The sequence below is a fragment of the Mycobacterium sp. 852014-50255_SCH5639931 genome (assembly GCF_001665605.1).
Classification (GTDB): Bacteria; Actinomycetota; Actinomycetes; order Mycobacteriales; family Mycobacteriaceae; genus Mycobacterium; species Mycobacterium paraffinicum.
In genome coordinates this window covers 31,544-49,974 of record NZ_LZSV01000026.1, presented here as the reverse complement: position 1 = coordinate 49,974, position 18,431 = coordinate 31,544, and the positions used below count along the sequence as shown (strand labels likewise).

The following is an 18,431-nucleotide window of genomic DNA, read 5'->3' as shown; positions in this document are numbered from 1 at the left end:
CGCTCCTCAGCATCACTTCGTTCTGCATCGTCGCCGGCGCGAATCACGGCCGCCGCCATTCCCGGCCGGTCCGGCGCAGCATCTCGAACGCGGACTCCGGACCCCAGGTGCCCGCCTCGTACGGCTCGGGCTTGCCGTCGGCCGCCCAGTTATCCAGGACGGGATCCAATATCTGCCAAGCCAATTCGACCTCTTCGTTGACCGGAAACAGGGACGGCTCGCCCAGCAGCACGTCGAGGATCAGCTGTTCGTAGGCTTCCGGCGACTCCTCGGCGAACGCCGAGCCGTAGGAGAAGTCCATGTTGACATCGCGGACCTCCATCGCGGTTCCCGGCACCTTGGAGCCGAACCGCAGCGTGATGCCCTCGTCGGGCTGCACCCGGATGACCATGGCGTTGGCGCCCAGCTCGTCGGTCATGGTGGCGTCGAACGGCAGATGCGGCGCGCGTTTGAAGACGAGCGCGATCTCGGTCACCCTGCGGCCCAGGCGTTTTCCGGTCCGCAGATAGAACGGCACACCGGCCCAGCGCCGGGTGTCGACCTCCAGCGTGATGGCGGCGAACGTCTCGGTGGTGGAGTCCTTGGCGAACCCTTCCTCGTCGAGCAGCCCGACGACCTTCTCGCCGCCCTGCCAGCCGCCGGTGTACTGGCCGCGGCTGGTGGTCTCGTCGAGCGGCTCGGCCAGCTGGGTCGCCGAGAGCACCTTGATCTTCTCGGTCTGCAACGCCGCGGGATTGAAGCTGACCGGCTCTTCCATCGCGGTGAGCGCCAGCAGCTGCATCAGGTGGTTCTGGATGACATCGCGGGCAGCACCGATACCATCGTAATAGCCTGCGCGCCCGCCCAATCCGATGTCCTCGGCCATGGTGATCTGCACATGATCGACGTAGTGCGCGTTCCAGATCGGGTCGAACAACTGATTGGCGAACCGCAGCGCCAAGATGTTGCGGACCGTCTCCTTGCCCAGATAGTGGTCGATGCGGAACACCGCCTCCTCGGGGAAGACGGCGTTGACCGCATGGTTGAGGGCCTGCGCGCTCTCCAGGTCGTGCCCGAACGGCTTCTCGATGACCACCCGGCTCCAGCGATCACCCTGCGGGCGGGCCAATCCGGACTTGTGCAGTTGTTCGCACACCACCGGGAAGGACTTCGGCGGGATGGCCAGGTAGAAGGCGTGGTTACCGCCGGTGCCGCGCTCGGCGTCGAGTTTGTCCAGGGTTTCGGCCAGCCGGGCGAACGACGCGTCGTCATCGAAAGAACCTGGCACGAAACGGAATCCCTCGGCCAGCCGCTCCCAGTTCTCCTCCCGGAAGGGCGTCCGGCAGTGATCCTTGACGGCCTGATAGACCACCTTGCGGAAATCCTGGGTCTCCCAGTCCCGACGGGCGAAGCCCACCAGGGAGAAGCTCGGCGGCAGCAGCCCGCGGTTGGCCAGGTCGTAGATGGCCGGCATCACCTTCTTGCGGGCGAGGTCCCCGGTGACGCCGAAGATCACCACGCCGCAGGGGCCGGCGATCCTCGGCAGCCGCTTGTCGCGCTTGTCCCGTAACGGGTTATGCCATTCTGTAGCGGTACGAGCCGGGCTCATTTCGAGGCGGAATCCAGCTGCTTCTGCGTCTCCTCCAGCAGCTCGGTCCACGAGTCCACGAACTTCTCCACGCCCTCGTTCTCGAGCACCACGAACACGTCGGTCAAGTCGATCCCGACCCCGGCCAGCTTGTCGAACACCTCCTGGGCGGCGGAAGCGGTGCCGGTGACGGTGTCACCCTTGATCTCGCCGTGGTCGGCCACGGCGTCAATTGTCTTCTCCGGCATGGTGTTCACCGTGTTCGGCGCGACCAGCTCGGTGACGTAGAGGGTGTCGGAGTAGTCGGGGTTCTTGACCCCGGTGGAGGCCCACAGCGGGCGCTGCACGCGGGCACCGTTGCCCTTGAGCGCCTCGTAGCGATCGCCGCCCTCGAACACCTCCTGGTAGGCGGCGTAGGCCAGCCGGGCGTTGGCGACCCCGGCCTGGCCGCGCAACGCCAGCGCCTCCTCGGAACCGATCTTCTCCAGCCGCTTGTCGACCTCTGTGTCCACCCGAGACACGAAAAACGATGCCACGGAATGGATCTTGGACACGTCGTGTCCCGCCTCGCGGGCCTTCTCCAAGCCGGCGAGGTAGGCGTCCATCACCTGGCGGTGCCGCTCGACCGAGAAGATGAGCGTGACGTTGACTGAAATCCCTTCCGCCAGCACGGCGGTGATGGCCGGAATGCCGGCCTTGGTCGCCGGGATCTTGATGTATGCGTTCGGCCGGTCGACGATCTTCCACAGCTCGACGGCCTGCGCGGTGGTCTTGTCGGTCTCCGCGGCCAGGCGCGGGTCGACCTCGATGGAGACCCGGCCGTCGACGCCGTCGGACGCTTCCCACTGCGGCCGCAGCACGTCGCACGCGTTGCGCACGTCGTCTGTGGTGACGGTGCGGATGGTGGCGTCGACGTCGGCGCCACGCTCGGCGAGCTCGGCGATCTGACCGTCGTACGTGTCGCCCTCGGCGAATGCCTTCTGGAAGATCGACGGGTTCGTGGTCACTCCGACAACGCTTTTGGTATCGATCAGCTCCTGCAGATTGCCCGACTGCAGCCGCTGGCGCGACAGGTCATCCAGCCAAACGGATACGCCCGCGGCGGACAGCGCCGCAAGGTTTGGGTTCTGAGTCATGTGAATCACCCTTTCTCAGTTGTCCACTACCTGTTCCGCGGCGGCCGCGACGGCTTCTGCGGTGAATCCGAATTCACGGAACAAAGTCTTGTAGTCGGCGGATTCGCCGTAGTGCTCGATCGACACGATCTTGCCGGTGTCGCCGACGAGCTTGTGCCAGGGCTGCGCGACGCCCGCCTCGACGGCCACCCGGGCCGACACCGACGGGGGCAGCACGCTGTCGCGGTAGTCCTCGGGCTGAGATTCGAACCATTCCACGCACGGCATGGACACCACCCGCGCGACAATGTCCTTGTCCGCCAACAGCTTCTGGGCCTCCACCGCGAGCTGAACCTCCGAGCCGGTGGCGATCAAGACGACGTCCGGCTCGTCGCCGCCGGGATCGCCAAGGACGTACCCGCCCTTGGCCACGCCCTCGACGTTGGTGCCTTCCAGTATCGGCACGCCCTGGCGGGTCAGGATCAGCCCGACCGGACCGCTGCCGTTGCCGCGGGCCAGGATGGTGCGCCAGGCGTACGCCGTCTCGTTGGCGTCGGCCGGCCGCACCACCGACAGCTTGGGGATGGCGCGCAGCGCCGCGAGGTGCTCGATCGGCTGGTGGGTCGGTCCGTCCTCGCCGAGCCCGATCGAGTCGTGCGTCCACACGTAGATGGTGTCGATGTCCATCAGTGCGGCCAGTCGCACCGCCGGGCGCATGTAGTCCGAGAACTGCAGGAAGGTGCCGCCGTAGGCCCTCGTCGGGCCGTGCAGCACGATTCCGGACAGGATGGCGCCCATCGCGTGCTCGCGCACACCGAAGTGCAGCGTGCGCCCGTACCAGTCCGCCGTGTAGTCCTTGGTCGAAATCGACGGCGGGCCAAAGGATTTGACGTTGTCCATGGTGGTGTTGTTGCTGCCCGCCAGGTCGGCCGAGCCGCCCCACAACTCGGGAAGCTTCGGACCCACTGCATTGAGCACCTTGCCGGACGCCGCGCGCGTCGCCAGCGCCTTGTCGCCGGGTTCCCAGCGCGGGATGTCGGCGTCCCAGCCGTCGGGCAATTCCTCCGCGGTCAACCGGTCCAGCAGTGCCTTGCGGTCGGGTTCGCGCTCCGCCCAGGCGTCGAAGTCCGCCTGCCACTTCTCGTGCGCTTCCTTGCCCCGGTCCACCAGCTTGCGGGTGTGGGCGATGACCTCGTCGCGCACCTCGAACTTCTTCTCGGGATCGAAGCCCAAAATCTCCTTGACGGCCGCGACTTCCTCGTCACCCAGCGCCGCGCCGTGCGCCTTGCCGGTGTTCATCAACTTCGGTGCCGGAAAGCCGATGATGGTGCGCAGCTCGATAAACGACGGCCGGTCGGTGACAGCCTTGGCGTTGGCGATGGCCTCCTCGATGCCGACGACGTTCTCGCCGCCCTCCACCCGCTGCACGTGCCATCCGTAGGCCTCGTAGCGCGCGGCGGTGTCCTCGCACAGCGCGATGTTGGTGTCGTCCTCGATCGAGATCTGGTTGTGGTCGTAGAACACGATCAGGTTGCCGAGCTGCTGCACGGCCGCCAGCGACGACGCCTCGGAGGTCACGCCCTCCTCGATGTCGCCGTCGGAGGCGATCACGAAGATGAAGTGGTCGAACGGGCTGGTGCCCGGAGCGGCGTCGGGGTCGAACAGCCCGCGCTCGTAGCGCGACGCCATCGCCATGCCCACCGCCGAGGCCAGGCCCTGGCCGAGCGGACCGGTGGTGATCTCAACGCCCTTGGTGTGCCGGAACTCCGGGTGCCCGGGCGTCTTGGATCCCCAGGTGCGCAACGACTCGATGTCGGACAGCTCCAGGCCGAACCCACCCAGGTAGAGCTGGATGTACAGCGTCAGGCTGCTGTGCCCGCAGGACAACACGAACCGGTCCCGACCCAGCCAGTAGGTGTCGCTGGGATCGTGTTTCATCGTGCGCTGGAACAGGGTGTAGGCCAGGGGAGCCAGGCTCATCGCCGTTCCGGGATGTCCGTTGCCAACCTTTTGGACCGCGTCGGCGGCCAGCACCCGAATGGTGTCGACGGCGGCCGAGTCGAGCTCGGACCAGTCGTCGGGGAGGTGCGGTTGGGTCAGCGTCGAGATCTCTTCGAGTGTGGTCACAGACTCAGTCCTTGGGGTCATCAAGCTGATCAATCCCACCCTAGTGCGGGAGGGCCGGCTCTTGCAGTGCAGGTTTTGGGTACCCGCAGCCGGCTGGTGTGAAAATTACGCGGTGGCCGTCGACCCGTAACATTCAGTTCGGAAATCTGGGAGAAGTCTGGGTGAATGGACCCTGCGGGCAGGCCATTACCGGCCCGCGGTCTACCATCGTGTGTAGTAGATGCTGCGCGCTGCTGCGACCCCAAGGAGTTATTGCGTGAGCGTTCGCGGGCGCGTCGCCCCAAGCCGAGTACCGAGCCGAGTGCTTGGCACGGTGCTCGCGTATTTGGCACTGACCAAGCCGCGGGTCATCGAGCTGCTCCTCGTCACCACCATTCCGGCCATGCTGCTCGCCCACCGGGGCACCGTGGACCCGCTGCTGATCCTCAACACGTTAATCGGTGGGATGCTGGCCGCCGGGGGAGCCAACACGCTCAACTGCGTGGCCGACGCCGACATCGACAAAGTGATGAAGCGCACGGCGCGCCGGCCGCTGGCCAGGGCCGCGGTCCCGCGCAGCCACGCGCTGGTGTTCGGGCTGGCGCTGTCGGTGGCATCGTTCTTCTGGCTGTGGCGGACGACGAACATGCTGTCGGCACACCTGGCCGGCGCCACCATCGCCTTCTACGTGCTGGTTTACACGCTGCTGCTCAAGCGGCGCACGTCGCAGAACGTCGTGTGGGGCGGCGCCGCCGGCTGCATGCCGGTGATGATCGGCTGGTCGGCCGTCACCGGCACCATCGGCTGGCCGGCGCTGGTGATGTTCGCGATCATCTTCTTCTGGACGCCGCCGCACACCTGGGCGCTGGCGATGCGTTACAAGGACGACTACAAAGCGGCCGGCGTCCCGATGCTGCCCGCCGTGGCGACCGAGCGTCAGGTCACCAAGCAGATCCTGATCTACACCTGGCTGACGGTGGCGGCGACGCTGGCGCTGGCGCTGGCCACCGGCTGGCTCTACGCGGCGGTCGCCGTGGTCGCCGGGGTGTGGTTCTTGGCGATGGCCCACCAGCTCTACGCCGGGGTTCGCGCCGGCGAGCCCGTCAAGCCGCTGCGGTTGTTCCTGCAATCGAACAACTACCTCGCGGTGGTGTTCTGCGCATTGGCGGTCGACTCGGTGATCGCACTGCCGCATTTGTTCTGACGCCTACGACCTAGCCACATCGGCCACACCGTCTCTCCGGCGGCGCGGGTGGCCCTCGAGTGCCCGCCCCAGAGCGACTGCGCGTCCGCGCGTGCACAGTCGCTCGGAGGCGGGACGATGGCAAGTTCCTCCCGCGCAGAGGCCGATGGGGCAGATGTGACCTGATTTGGGCCGCTGAGGTCTGCACCCAACCGCTCTCGGTGGACCTCTCAGTGGACCTTAGTCACATCCCAGCTGCCGAAGGGCTCGGATCGCGCACAAAGGGTTCTCGTCGTTTCACCCACACGCAACGATGAGACAACGAGCACATGTCCAGGTATTCCGCCGGTTCTCATGCCGCCGCAACGAGTTCGGGGAGGGGAATTACCACAATGAAGCCGGTCACGATCGACCCGCGCTCGCACGATGCGGTGATCTTCGGTCTCGACGGCGTGATCGGGCCGGGAACCGATGACGACGCGTTGGAGTCGACTGTTGCGCTAGCAGAGAAGCTGCGGACGGCCGGCGTCGCGACGGCTGCCTATTCCCTGGCTGCGGAGCCCGGACAGGCGATGGCAGCGGCTCGGATCGCCAAAGCGTTCACCGTCTGGTTCGACCATGCCCCAGGAGTACCCGAAGTTCCCCCGCTGCCGGACCCGACGGTTTTATTGGCGGCCGCCCGCAAGTTGGGGGTGGTCCCGCAGCGGTCGGTGGTCGTCGACGGTGCGGATTCCGGGGTGGAGGCCGCACGCGAAGGTGGCTTCGCGCTCGTCGTCGGTGTCGGCCGGGGCGGCCAAGCCGACAAGCTCCTGCGTTGCGGCGCCGACGTCGTCGTCCCCGATCTCGCTTACGTCGACGTCACAACGGGGCACAAACGCATGTCACAGCGTCCCAACGCGCTGGACTCGTACGGTCAAGTCATCGGTATTGCCGCCGGCCGACAGCCATTCATCTGCCTGGATTACGACGGCACGTTGTCGCACATCGTGCCGGACCCCGATACCGCCAATCTTGTCGAGGGCGCAGCCGAGGCGCTCGCGCATCTGGCGAAGCAGTGCCCGGTCGCGATACTGTCCGGCCGGGATCTGGCGGATATCCGCGCTCGGGTCGGGGTACCGGGAATCTGGTATGCCGGCAGCCACGGCTTTGAGTTGATGGCACCCGACGGCAGCCACCACCAATACGAAGCGGCCGGCGCCGCGGAACGTGTGCTCGGGAACGCTGCGGACGACATTCGCGGCGAACTGAGCCGGATTCCGGGAGCGCACGTCGAACACAAGCGGTTCGCAATCGCGGTGCACTACCGCAATGTCGCACCCGACCGCGTGGCCGAGGTGATCGCGGCGGTACGCCGGCGAGGTCTTCGGCCTGGGCTGAGGCTGACGACCGGTCGCAAGGTCGTCGAGCTGCGGCCGGACATCGGCTGGGACAAGGGCACCGCCCTCACCTGGATCCGCGATCGCATCTTTGACACGGAACGGGTGCTGCCCATCTATATCGGTGATGACATTACCGACGAGGATGCGTTCGATGCGGTTCGCTTCAGCGGAATCGGGATACTGATCCGGCACGACGAAGATGGCGACCGGCCGACCGCTGCCAGCTTCACGCTGAGAAGCCCCACCGAAGTCCGTGACTTCGTCCAGCGCGGCGGCAGGTGGCTGGCATATCAGCGCGAGACGCACAGTCGCGCTTGGACTCTCACGTTCGAGGGTTACGACCCTCCCAACGAAAAGCTGCGCGAAGCACTGTGCACGGTCGGTAACGGTTACTTCGCCACCCGCGGGGCCGCGCCGGAATCGAGGGCCGGCCAGATTCATTACCCGGGAACGTACGCGGGCGGCGTGTACAACCGGCTTGACGACCTGATCGGCGGAACCCGAGCAGAACACGAAAGCCTGGTGAATCTGCCCAACTGGCTTCCGCTTACCTTTCGCATCAACGATGGCGACTGGTTCGACGTCGACGCGGTGAAATTGCTGTCCTACCGACAAACCCTCGACCTCCGTAGCGCGGTGCTGATGCGCCAACTGCGTTTTCGCGACGACGCCGGCCGCACCACCTCAGTGACACAGCAGCGGTTCGTAGCGATGCACGTCGTACACGTGGCCGCGATGGAAACCACCATCGTGGCCGAGGACTGGTCGGGAACTGTCGAATTCCGGTCGACGATCGACGGAAACGTCCGCAACTCGGGGGTAGAGCGTTATCGAGACTTGGCCTGCAATCACCTGCAGGGACTGGAAAAGCGCGTGCTGTCGGAAAACTCGGTGCTGATGACCGTCGAGACCACCCAATCGAAGATCCCGGTCGCGCTGGCCGTGCGGACCAGCATCTGGCATGGCGACGCGCCGGCGCCCGCAACCTACCGACTACTCGACGAAGAATTCGAAATCGGCCATCAGATCTTCACCGATCTGCGAGAGGGTCAGGCGCTGACCGTGGAGAAGATCGTCGTTTTGGTGACCGGGCGTGATGTTGCCACATCCCATCCGGCCACTGGCGCCGAACGCAGGCTCGGCCGGCAGCCGCGGTACGCCGAGATATGTGACGCCCACAAGACCGCCTGGGCACATCTGTGGGAACGGCTGTCCTTCGAATTCGGCAACCACGCCGAGCACTTGCGCGTCCTGCGCCTACACCTGCTGCACCTGATGCAGACGGTGTCGTACAACAGCGAGGAACTCGATGTAGGGGTACCAGCCCGCGGGCTGCATGGTGAGGCATACCGCGGGCACATTTTCTGGGACGAGCTATTCATCTTCCAGGTATTGAACCTGAGAGTGCCCACGGTCACCCGATCGCTGCTGCGCTACCGATATCGCCGCCTGATGGAGGCCCGCCGCCTCGCCAAGCTGGCCGGTTACCGTGGCGCGATGTACCCGTGGCAGTCCGGCAGCGATGGGCGCGAGGAAAGTCCGGAGCGACACCTGAATCCGAAGTCCGGCCGGTGGCTGCCCGATCCCAGCCATCGTGCGCACCACATCGGCATCGCCGTCGCCTACAACGTGTGGCAGTTCTACCAAGCCACGGGCGATCTGGCGTACCTGATCGACTACGGGACCGAGATGCTGGCCGAGATAGCCCGGTTCTGGGTGAGCAGGGCCACTTACGACTCCGACCGAGATCGCTACAGCATCAACGGGGTCGTCGGACCCGACGAATTCCACGCAGGCTATCCGGACCGGCCATATGAGGGGGTAAACAACAACGCGTATACGAACGTGATGGCGGCCTGGGTGATCCTGCGGGCTATCGACGCGCTCGAGCTGATGCCGCTGCCCAACCGGTTGGATTTGCGCGAGAAGCTAGAACTGACCGACGACGAGCTGACCCAGTGGGACCACGTCAGCCGGCGCATGTTCGTCCCGTTCCACGATGGCATGATCAGCCAGTTCGAAGGATATGAGGAACTGGCGGAACTGGATTGGGATTCCTACCGGCAGCGCTACGGCAACATTCAGCGCCTCGACCGCATTCTTGAAGCCGAGGATGACGACGTCAACCGGTACCAAGCGTCCAAGCAGGCCGATGCACTGATGCTGCTCTACCTGCTGTCATCGGACGAACTGCGCGAGCTGTTAAGCCGGCTCGGCTACCACTTGGCCCCCGCCAAGATCCCGGAGATGGTGGACTACTACCTGGCCCGCACCTCAGACGGGTCGACATTGAGTGCGGTCGTCCACGCATGGGTGCTGGCCCGGGCCAATCGCGATCGCGCGCTGGAGTTCTTCCAGAAAGCGCTCGCATCCGACATCTCCGACATCCAGGGCGGCACCACTTCCGAAGGTGTTCACCTGGCCGCGATGGCCGGCAGCGTCGACTTCGTGCAGCGGTGCTTCACCGGTCTGGAGATCCGTGGTAATCGCATCGTACTGTCTCCGCAATGGCCAGAATACCTTGGGCCACTGGGCTTTCCGCTGCATTACCGAGGTAGCCACCTGCACGTGCGGGTCAGCGGTAAGGGTGCGGAGATCAGCGTCGACCCACGCGATGTCCCACCGGTCGAAGTCGAGTGCCGCGGACGAGTGGAACGGTTGATGCCGGGCAGCGTCGTTCGATTCACCTGAAAACCTATGGCACCAGCACGACCGAGCCGACGGTCTTACGCCCTTGCAGGTCGCGGTGGGCCCGGGCGGCGTCGGCCAGTGGGTAACGCCGGCTCACGGTGACGCTGATCGAGCCCGTGGCGATTGAGTCGAATAATTCCCCTGCGCGCCAAGCGAATTCTTGTTTACTACGGGTGAAGTGGCCAAGCATCGGCCGAGTCAGGTACACCGAGCCGGCGGCGTTGAGGCGCTGCGGGTCCACGGGGGGTACCGGTCCACTGGCGGCACCGAACAACGCGAGCGTCCCCCGGATGGCGAGGCTGGCCAGGCTGGCATCGAACGTGTCGGCCCCAACCCCGTCGTACACCGCTGCCACACCCACACCATCGGTTAGATCGCGGATCTGCCTGCCGAACTCGCTGGGGTCGTCGCCTGGGTAATCGAGCACGTCGGTGGCGCCGGCCTGTCGGGACAGTTCCGCCTTGGCCGGTGTGGACACCGTCGTAATCACCCGGATGCCCAGGCTGGTGGCCCACTGCGTCAAGATCAGCCCGACCCCGCCCGCGCCGGCGTGCACCAATACGGTGTCGCCGGCCTGCACCGGATACACCGACTTGAGCAGGTAATGCGCGGTCAAGCCCTTCAGCAGCACCGACGCCGCCGCGTCGGAACTCACGCCGTCCGGCACGGGTGCCGTCAAAGTCGCTGGGGCGGTGGCGTACTCGGCGTAACCGCCCGACGCCGACGCGCTGACCACCCGGTCGCCGACGCGGAAACCGTCGGCGCTGTCACCCGCAGCGGCGACGGTGCCGCACACTTCCGAACCGAGGATGAACGGCAGCTCGCGCGGGTACTGGCCCGAGCGGAAGTAGGTGTCGATGTAGTTGACGCCGATCGCCTCGGCCTTGATCAGCACCTCGCCGGGCCCGGGCGCGGGCTGTGGTGCGTCGACGTAGCGCAGCACCTCGGGGCCGCCGGTTTCGCTCACTTCGATTGCGTGCATGTGCTTATCATGCCTGGGCATGAAACTCGCCCGTCCGGACATCTTCCATCCCCGCATCGTGCTGGCGGGGCCCGGCGGTGGGGGCCGGGAAGCGGCCAGAAGTGGAGCCGGGCAATCGGGCCAGCGCCCGCGACACCCCGACGATGTCGGCCTGGTGCCCGCGTTGCGAACTCGTGGACTACACGCCCGCTGGCGGTCCTGGGACGACCGCGAGACCGTGCGCGCTGACCTGGTCATCCTGCGTGCGACCGCGGACGATCCGGACCGACGCGACGAATTCTTGGCCTGGGCGCGGCGGGTGCGCCACCTGCTCAACCCGCCCGACGCGGTCGCTTGGAACCTCGAGGAGCGGTATCTACGCGACCTGGAGAACGACGGGGTGCCGACTGTGCTTGACGGCCCGCGTGACCGGCACGTGGCGCAGTCGGCGTTGATCTTTCTCGGCGGCAAGCAATCGCACGCCTGGCCGGACGAGCCGGAGTTCGAAGCGTGGGACCTCGGCTACGCCGCGCTCGCGGCGGCCGCGGATCGCGCCGGAATCGCCGTGCGCGACCTGCTCTACGCGCGCGCCGACGTGGCCGGGGATCGGCTGGTGCGGCTCGACCTCGTCGCGCCGGCGCTGGGCTGGCGGCACCTGGACGCCGCCACCCGCGAGCGCGCCCAGCGCGAGTTCGCGCTGGCCGTGGAGTCAGCCTGCGAGCGGCTCGGGCTCGGCCCGTTCTCGCATCGACGCCCATAGCGCCGCGGTCGCCGCGGTGCACGCCGCGGCCCCGGCCACGTGCAGGGCGACCAGCGCGGCGGGCACCCCGGTGAAGTACTGGGCGGTGCCGACCGCGGCCTGTGCGCACACCAGGGCGAGCAGCACGATCAGGCGCCGCAGGATGGGCCGGGCGGCGCGCACCGCCAGCAGGCCGAAGGCCAGCCCGACCAGCAGGGCGAGGTAGGCGACCAGCAGCGAGGAGTGCGCGTGGACCAGGGTGTCGACGGCGACCTCGAGCCGCGGCACCGTGCGGGTGGGGCTGCGGTCACCCGCGTGCGGCCCGGCGGCCGTCACCAGCGTGCCGGTGACCAGCACCACGGCCAGGTCCAGGCCGATCAGCGCCGTCAGGGCGCGCAACGGCCGGGCCACGCGCCGGTGCACCACTCCGTCGTCGGGCTCGCCGATCTTGACGTAGAGCAGCACCGACAGCCACACCATCGTCATCGAGGTGAGCAGGTGGATGGCCACCGTCCACCACAGCAGCCCGGTACGCACGGTGATGCCGCCGATGACCGCCTGCACCACCGTCGACACCGGCATCAGCCACGCGTACACCAGGACTTCCCGGCGTCGGCGGGCCCGGGTCACGGCCAACACGGCCAGCGCCGCGGCGACGACCACCGCGAAGGTGATCATGCGATTGCCGAACTCGACCGCCTGGTGGACGCGCGGCACCTCGGCGTGCGCGACCGGGACGAAGCTGCCCGGAAAGCACTGCGGCCAGGTGGGACAACCCAGCCCCGACGCGGTGACCCGGACGATCGCTCCGGTGACGGCGATGCCGCCCTGGGTGAGGATGACGGCCGCGGCGATGAGGCGCTGGACGCGCACGCTCGGATTGGGGAGGAGGTCCACCAACCGCATCAGCGTTCGTCCCACGGGCATGGCCCGATGGTAGGCCAACGAAAACTACGTCCTGTAGTAAGCCCTCGCGTCGTCGAGATTGCCGTGACGGCTGTTCCGGCGGCGCCCCCCACGACCATGGCGCCAATCTCGACGCCCCGTCAGGTGAACCGAAACCAGCGCAGCGCCGCCAGCGCCGCGAGCGCCCCCCACACCGCCAGGACGACGATGCCGAACCAGTCCACCGACAGGACCATCGCCCGCGACAGGGCCTCGGTCAGCGCGCCCGACGGGGTGAGCCGGGCCGCCCACTTGACGCCGGTCGGGATCATCCCGGATTCCATCGTCAGCGCGCCGAGCCCGGCGAAGACGAACCACAGCAGGTTGGCGATCGCGAGCACGATCTCGGCCCGCAGCGTCCCGCCCAACAACAGCCCGAGGGCGGTGAAGCCCGCAGTGCCCAGCGCGATGACCGCCGCACCCAGCGCCAACGCGGCCAGGGCGGGCCGCCAGCCCAGCGCAAACCCGATGGCGCCCAACAGGATTGCCTGCAGGAACACCACGGTGACCACGGCCAGCGCCTTGCCGGCGATGATGCCCCAGACCGGCAGCGGGGTCGCCCCCAACCGCTTGAGCGCGCCGTAGCGGCGGTCGAAGGCGACCGCGATGGCCTGCCCGGTGAAGGCGGTCGAGATGACCGCGAGGGCCATGATGGCCGGGACGAAGGTGGCGGCGCGGTTGTGCCCGAAGGAGCCGAACGGCAGCAGCGTGAGCCCGATCAGGAGCGTGATCGGGATGAACATGGTCAGCAGCAGCTGCTCGCCGTTGCGCAGCAGCAGCTTGAGCTCGAGGCCGAACTGCGCGGCCAGCATCCGCGGCACCGTGCTGGGTCGCGGGTCGGGGGTGAAGGTCCCCGCGGGGAAGACGTTCGATTGGGTCACTGCCGCAACTTCCTGCCGGTGAGGTCGAGGAACACGTCCTCGAGGCTGCGCTGCTCGACGCGCATGTCGGTGGCGAGCACGTCGATCCGCGCGCACCACGCCGTCACGGTGGCCAGCACCTGCGGGTCGACCGGGCCCTCGACCAGATACTCGCCCGGCGTCACCTCGCTGGCGCGGTAATCCTCCGGCAGGGCGGCGGTCAGCAGCGACAGGTCGAGCCGCGGCGGAGCGGTGAACCGCAGCTCGTCCTTCGCGCCGGTGCGCATCAGCTCCGCCGGTGTGCCGGCGGCCACCGTCGCCCCGTGGTCGATGATGACCAGCCGATCGGCGAGCTCCTCGGCCTCCTTGAGTTGGTGGGTGGTCAGCAGCACCGTCACGCCGTCGCGGCGCAGCGCGTCGATCAGTTCCCACACCAGCAGCCGGGCGTGCGCATCCATGCCCGCGGTGGGTTCGTCGAGGAAGACCAGTTCGGGGCGGCCGACCAGCGCGCACGCGAGCGCGAGCCGCTGCTGCTGCCCGCCGGACAGCCGTCGGTAGGTGGTGCGGGCGGCATCGGTGAGGCCCAGGGTGTCCAGCAGCCACGCCGGGTCCAGCGGGTCGGCGGCGTAGGAGGCGACCAGGTTGAGCATCTCGCCCGCGCGGGCGCTGGGATAGCCGCCACCGCCCTGCAACATCACCCCGATGCGGGTGCGCAGGCGGGCGTTGTCGGCGATCGGGTCCAGCCCGAGCACCTCGATGGTGCCGGCGTCCGGGCGCACGAAGCCCTCGCACATTTCGACCGTCGTGGTCTTGCCGGCGCCGTTGGGGCCGAGCAGGGCGAGCACTTCGGCGGCGTGCACCTCGAGGTCGAGATCGGCGACGGCCGTGGTGGATCCGTAGTGCTTGCTCACCCCGCGCAGTCGCACGACTGTTTCAGGAACGTCCGAGCTCACGTGGAATCAGCGTAGGCGTCGGGCACCGCCTGGGAACGAGGGGTGGCCAGGGGGGCCTGAGCGTTCTCGGGCGCGGGCGCGGTTTCGGCGGCCGTCTCCGGCGCTTCGGCGCCCTCGGATGGGAGCCGCCGCCACGGCAAGCGGGTGTACGTCAGCGCGATGAGCCCCGCGACGATGACGGTGCTGGCCAAGGTGGCGTCCACGATCTGGAACAGCGCGAAGCGGTCCCCGTTGGCCGTCGGGCCGAAGATGCCGACGACGAGGGTGATGACGATGACCGCCACCCGGAATCCGCTGCGGGTCGCCCAGGCGGCCAGCGGAATGATCGCCCACAGCAGGTACCAGGGCTGTACGACGGGAAACAGCAGCACGGTGACGCCCAGCGCCACGCCCAGGCCACCGATCGGGTGCAACCGGCCGCGGAAGACGGCCACCAGCAGCCAGCCCACCATCACCGTGATGATCAGCACGCCGATGGCGCGGGTGAGCCCCAGCACCGCGGTGGTGTGATCGCCGAATCCCAGCAGGATCCCCACCTGCCCGGTGCCCAGGGCGAGCAGGGTGGGCGGCGACATCCAGCTGCGGACGACGTTGGCGGTGCCGAGCGTGTAGATCCAGCCGAACCCCAGGCCGCTGGCCCAGCCGACCGCCGCCATCACCGCCAGCGACAGCGTCGTCATCGCGCCGCCGGCCAGCAGCAGCGCCCGCAGGTTGCCCCCGCAGCGGTAGGCCAGCGCCATCGTGACGAACCCGAGGGCCAGCAGCGACGGCAGTTTCACCTGCGACGACAGCGTGATCAGGACGGCGCCGGCCAGCAGCATGCCCAGCGGCTCCCAATCGGGGCCGGGCCGCCAGGAGGCCGGCAACAGCCGCGGAGAATCGATGCCCCGCAGCGCGAACTCGGCGCCCGCGAGCATCAGCCCGAGCATCAGCGCCTCGTTGTGCACGCCGGCGACCAGATGCATGATCAGCAGCGGATTGGCCGCGCCCAGCCACAGCGCGCTGACCTCGGCGACGCCGCAGCGCCGGGCCAGCCGCGGGGTTGCCCACACGATCAACCCCACGCCGATCAGCTCCACCAGTCGGTGACACAGCACGGCGGCGACGATGTTCTCCCCGGTGACCGCCGAGATGCCGCGCCCGATCCACAGGAAGAGCGGGCCGTAAGGCGCCGGCGTCTCCCGCCAGAGCGTGGGGACCGACAGCGTGAAGACGTGGGACAGGCCGAGTCCGGACGCCGGCCCCACCCGGTAGGGGTCGAGCCCTTCCAAAGAGATCTGGCTCTGGGCCAGGTACGAGTAGACGTCCTTGCTGTACATCGGCGGCGCGATCAGCAGCGGCAGCGTCCACAACAGCAGGGTGCGGTCCAGGTCACCTCGGGACATTCGCCTGCTGCCCAACGCGAACCGGCCGAGCATCAGCCAGGCCAGCGCCATCATGACCGCGCCGGTCGTCGTCATCGTCAGCGACACCGTCTGGATCCGCGACGGCAGGTTGAGCAACCGCACCCCGAAGGTGGGGTCCTGCACGACGGGCCGGGCCCCGGCGCCGAGCGCGCCGATCGCCATCAGGATGGTGCCGGTGGCGCCGAACAGGCGGGTGCGCAGCAGCGCGGTGAGCTCGCTATCGTTCAGCGGCGTGCCCACCGCCTGCTCGTCGCCATGCAAGCTGGCGATCGACGAGCTCAGCACGTGGTGGCGGGCTGCCATCAGAGCAGCGTAGCCGTCGGGGCACCCCGCCCGTTGGCTCGCCGCCGCCATCACACCGGTCGGAGGCTCATTGAGGCCTCGAAGACGGTTGGTCCTTTCCTTGATGTCGGTGCTGTGCCTGGCAACTCCGACTGGGTTGGCTCGCGGCGACAACGGTGAGGTGTCCTACCGCTTCTCCTGCAGCTGGGACTCGCTGACGGCGGACTTCGCCAGCCGCGACGCGCTGCCGCAAACCGACGATCCTCCGGCCCAGTGGTACCGCACCGACGCCGAGGGCCAATACGTGAACAGGGGATGGGGACCACGGGCAAAAGCCCTGCCGCCGCCGAGCATTCCGCAAAATGCGCGTTGCGATCCCGCCGCCTGGAAGCGGGAACGGATCCTCGCGGTGGCGATGCGTTACATCTACGCGCCCGGCAATCCGCTGGGGCTGCAATACCGCCACCATCACATCCCCGGCTGGGAACCACCGGCCTCGACCTATGCCGGTGTGTCCGAAGAGAATCCCGATGCCGATGCCCCACCCGGGCCGACGGCCTGGGGTCCGGGACGAGGTCTGGACTGTTCCAATTTCACCGCTTGGACCTACAACTACGGCCTGGCCATCAAGTTCGGCGGCAATGTCCACCAACAGGCGGAGGGCACCGCCGGTCCGATGGGCCGACGCATCCCGAAAGAGGGACCGTTCCAGCCCGCGGATCTGATCTAATTGCACCCCAACGGAAGTGCCGAGGCCTCGCACGTGGTCATTTACGTCGACGACGATCACATCATCGACAGCCGGGTCAGCGCCCAGAACCTCATCGGAGTCCAGGTCCGCAATCGGGTCGGCTGGTACCGGGACGCGGTAATCGTTGCGTGGCGGCCGATCGGCTGAGACGAGTCACGGAGATCGGCGCGACGGCCGGGCTCGGCGCGGCGGCGAGGCACTGCATCCGGTTGACAAGGCCCTTCGCGCTAGCCTCGCCTTCGTGGCGATTCGCGACCATGGCGACCCAGGGGACGCACCCTCCGTGCCGCCACCCCTGCGCTCGCCGACTAACGAGGCCCGCCCGTCCGCGGCGGAGCAGGCCCGCAGCATCGCCGCCGCCACCAACGTCGCCACGCTGGCCACGTTGACCGCTGACGGCGACCCGTGGGCGTCATTGGTGGCCTATGGACTGCTGGACGGGATGCCCGTGCTGTGCGTCTCGAGCCTGGCCGAGCACGGCCGCAACCTCGCGCGGGACCCGAGGGCCAGCCTGTCGATCGTGGCGGCGAGCGGCGACACCGACCCGCTGGCCGGCAGCCGAATCACCCTGGCCGGGGTGGTCGCGAAGCCCGCGGGGTCCGAGCACGGCGACGCCCGGGCGGCATACCTGACGGCGGTCCCCGCCGCCCGGCACTACCTGGACTTCAGCGACTTCAGCCTGTGGGTGCTACGGGTTCAGCGGGTGCGCTGGGTAGGTGGATACGGTCGGATGGACTCGGCCACCGGCGATCAGTACGCGGCCGCCTCCCCGGATCCGGTTGCGCCCGCGGCCGCCCGGGCCCTCGCACATCTCAACGCCGACCACGCCGACTCGCTGGCCGCCATGGCCCGAATCTTCGGCGGCTACCCCGACACCGACACGGCACTGTGTACCGGCGTCGACCGCTACGGCCTGGACCTGCGGGTGCACACCCCCCGCGGGGTGGCCTACGCCCGGGTCGGCTTTCCCGCAAGGTTGGAATCCGCCAACGAATTGCGTTCGGCCACAGCGGCATTAGCCCGTGCCGCGAATCCGGCTATCGACGAACACGGCCCGCATGAAGGCGGTTGATCCGCATCACCGAAGGCGAGCCGGCGAAAACCCCCGCCCTGGCTACTTCTGTTCGCCGTCAGCCTTGCTCAGCGCCCGATCCGCGGTCGAGACCAGCCTGCGGTTGAACTGATACTGGGCGGCGACGAGCTTGTCGGCCAGTTCGATAGCGGCGTCGACAATCTTGGTGCGCAGCGGTTGCACGGCCTCCGGGATTGCCTCGTCAAGGGTCTTGTGGAACGCCCGAAGCGCCTCCGCCGCGGCGTGCTGGCCGGCTTTGGCCGATTCGCGTACCTCGTCGAGCAGGTCGGTCGAATACGATGCGACGGACTTCGATTCAGTCGTCTGAGCCATGTCAATTCCTTCTTTGGGAGATTTCAATACCACCGCCGACGCTATTCGGCGCGGCGGGCCGGCCACTATGGGCGAAGGTCCCAAAGTG

15 protein-coding genes are annotated in these 18,431 nt (G+C 67.8%); 6 read left to right on the top strand and 9 right to left on the bottom strand.

The features are described from left to right. Nucleotides 1–43: 43 nt before the first annotated feature. Genes zwf through tkt form a run of 3 tightly spaced genes read right to left on the bottom strand, consistent with a single transcriptional unit; the run spans nt 44 to nt 4,809 of the window. On the bottom strand, nt 44–1,588 hold the full coding sequence (zwf, locus tag A5758_RS15585; RefSeq protein ID WP_067741609.1) for a glucose-6-phosphate dehydrogenase: 1,545 nt from the start codon (nt 1,586–1,588) through the stop codon (nt 44–46). Continuing rightward, the gene (tal, locus tag A5758_RS15580; protein ID WP_067741606.1) at nt 1,585–2,703 is read right to left on the bottom strand and encodes a transaldolase; all 1,119 of its coding nucleotides are present in this window, start codon (nt 2,701–2,703) and stop codon (nt 1,585–1,587) included. The genes zwf and tal overlap by 4 nt, the downstream gene beginning before the upstream one ends. A gap of 15 nt (nt 2,704–2,718) precedes the next feature. Then, nucleotides 2,719–4,809 carry a transketolase gene (tkt, locus tag A5758_RS15575; protein ID WP_067741603.1) on the bottom strand — a complete coding sequence of 697 codons (2,091 nt, stop codon included), beginning with the start codon at nt 4,807–4,809 and terminating at the stop codon, nt 2,719–2,721. 256 nt (nt 4,810–5,065) lie between these two features. On the opposite strand from tkt, the gene A5758_RS15570 reads away from it, so the two are divergent. Continuing rightward, the gene (locus A5758_RS15570; protein WP_067199914.1) at nt 5,066–5,992 is read left to right on the top strand and encodes a heme o synthase; all 927 of its coding nucleotides are present in this window, start codon (nt 5,066–5,068) and stop codon (nt 5,990–5,992) included. A 371-nt stretch (nt 5,993–6,363) separates the two neighbouring features. Beyond that, nucleotides 6,364–10,041, top strand: a complete 3,678-nt coding sequence (gene otsB, locus A5758_RS15565) for a trehalose-phosphatase (protein ID WP_067741600.1) — start codon at nt 6,364–6,366, stop codon at nt 10,039–10,041. A gap of 4 nt (nt 10,042–10,045) precedes the next feature. Here the strand turns inward: otsB and A5758_RS15560 are convergent, their stop codons facing one another. Beyond that, complete coding sequence (locus tag A5758_RS15560; protein WP_067741597.1) at nt 10,046–11,023, bottom strand: quinone oxidoreductase; 978 nt, start codon at nt 11,021–11,023, stop codon at nt 10,046–10,048. Between the two features lie 19 nt (nt 11,024–11,042). On the opposite strand from A5758_RS15560, the gene A5758_RS15555 reads away from it, so the two are divergent. Continuing rightward, nucleotides 11,043–11,762, top strand: coding sequence for a hypothetical protein (locus A5758_RS15555; RefSeq protein ID WP_067741594.1), 720 nt, complete (start codon nt 11,043–11,045; stop codon nt 11,760–11,762). Here A5758_RS15555 and A5758_RS15550 read toward each other — a convergent pair. From A5758_RS15550 to mptB, 4 genes are all read right to left on the bottom strand, one after another. Beyond that, nucleotides 11,712–12,647, bottom strand: coding sequence for a heme A synthase (locus A5758_RS15550; protein WP_197503958.1), 936 nt, complete (start codon nt 12,645–12,647; stop codon nt 11,712–11,714). The two genes, A5758_RS15555 and A5758_RS15550, sit on opposite strands and share 51 nt — an antisense overlap. Nucleotides 12,648–12,787: 140 nt before the next feature. Then, a complete protein-coding gene (locus A5758_RS15545; protein WP_067741588.1) occupies nt 12,788–13,567 on the bottom strand; it encodes an ABC transporter permease in 780 nt (259 codons plus the stop codon). Continuing rightward, nucleotides 13,564–14,499 (bottom strand): ABC transporter ATP-binding protein, encoded by a 936-nt coding sequence (locus A5758_RS15540; protein WP_156622652.1) that lies wholly within the window; start codon nt 14,497–14,499, stop codon nt 13,564–13,566. The genes A5758_RS15545 and A5758_RS15540 overlap by 4 nt, the downstream gene beginning before the upstream one ends. Beyond that, a complete protein-coding gene (mptB, locus tag A5758_RS15535; RefSeq protein WP_067741829.1) occupies nt 14,496–16,208 on the bottom strand; it encodes a polyprenol phosphomannose-dependent alpha 1,6 mannosyltransferase MptB in 1,713 nt (570 codons plus the stop codon). Before mptB ends, A5758_RS15540 begins: the two co-directional genes overlap by 4 nt. A gap of 103 nt (nt 16,209–16,311) precedes the next feature. Here mptB and A5758_RS15530 point away from each other — a divergent pair, with 103 nt between their 5' ends. The 3 genes from A5758_RS15530 (at nt 16,312) to A5758_RS15525 (ending at nt 18,010) form a co-directional block, all read left to right on the top strand. Continuing rightward, nucleotides 16,312–16,917, top strand: a complete 606-nt coding sequence (locus A5758_RS15530) for a hypothetical protein (protein WP_067741585.1) — start codon at nt 16,312–16,314, stop codon at nt 16,915–16,917. A 33-nt stretch (nt 16,918–16,950) separates the two neighbouring features. Continuing rightward, complete coding sequence (locus A5758_RS26395; protein ID WP_255377742.1) at nt 16,951–17,085, top strand: hypothetical protein; 135 nt, start codon at nt 16,951–16,953, stop codon at nt 17,083–17,085. Between the two features lie 94 nt (nt 17,086–17,179). Next, nucleotides 17,180–18,010: a HugZ family protein gene (locus A5758_RS15525; protein WP_067741582.1), complete on the top strand. Its 831-nt coding sequence runs from the start codon at nt 17,180–17,182 to the stop codon at nt 18,008–18,010. A gap of 42 nt (nt 18,011–18,052) precedes the next feature. On the opposite strand, the gene A5758_RS15520 is transcribed toward A5758_RS15525, so the two are convergent. Beyond that, entirely contained in the window at nt 18,053–18,343 is a 291-nt protein-coding gene (locus tag A5758_RS15520) for a hypothetical protein (RefSeq protein WP_067199886.1), read from the bottom strand. Between the last annotated feature and the right edge of the window lie 88 nt (nt 18,344–18,431).

What these genes read in the sequence shown, in the direction of transcription:
- A5758_RS15555 (WP_067741594.1), top strand. Translation starts at nt 11,043, where the DNA reads ATGAAACTCGCCCGTCCGGACATCTTCCATCCCCGCATCGTGCTGGCG.
- A5758_RS15560 (WP_067741597.1), bottom strand. Translation starts at nt 11,023, where the DNA reads ATGCACGCAATCGAAGTGAGCGAAACCGGCGGCCCCGAGGTGCTGCGC.
- A5758_RS15530 (WP_067741585.1), top strand. Translation starts at nt 16,312, where the DNA reads ATGTCGGTGCTGTGCCTGGCAACTCCGACTGGGTTGGCTCGCGGCGAC.
- tal (WP_067741606.1), bottom strand. Translation starts at nt 2,703, where the DNA reads ATGACTCAGAACCCAAACCTTGCGGCGCTGTCCGCCGCGGGCGTATCC.
- A5758_RS15520 (WP_067199886.1), bottom strand. Translation starts at nt 18,343, where the DNA reads ATGGCTCAGACGACTGAATCGAAGTCCGTCGCATCGTATTCGACCGAC.
- mptB (WP_067741829.1), bottom strand. Translation starts at nt 16,208, where the DNA reads ATGGCAGCCCGCCACCACGTGCTGAGCTCGTCGATCGCCAGCTTGCAT.
- otsB (WP_067741600.1), top strand. Translation starts at nt 6,364, where the DNA reads ATGAAGCCGGTCACGATCGACCCGCGCTCGCACGATGCGGTGATCTTC.
- zwf (WP_067741609.1), bottom strand. Translation starts at nt 1,588, where the DNA reads ATGAGCCCGGCTCGTACCGCTACAGAATGGCATAACCCGTTACGGGAC.
- A5758_RS15550 (WP_197503958.1), bottom strand. Translation starts at nt 12,647, where the DNA reads ATGCGGTTGGTGGACCTCCTCCCCAATCCGAGCGTGCGCGTCCAGCGC.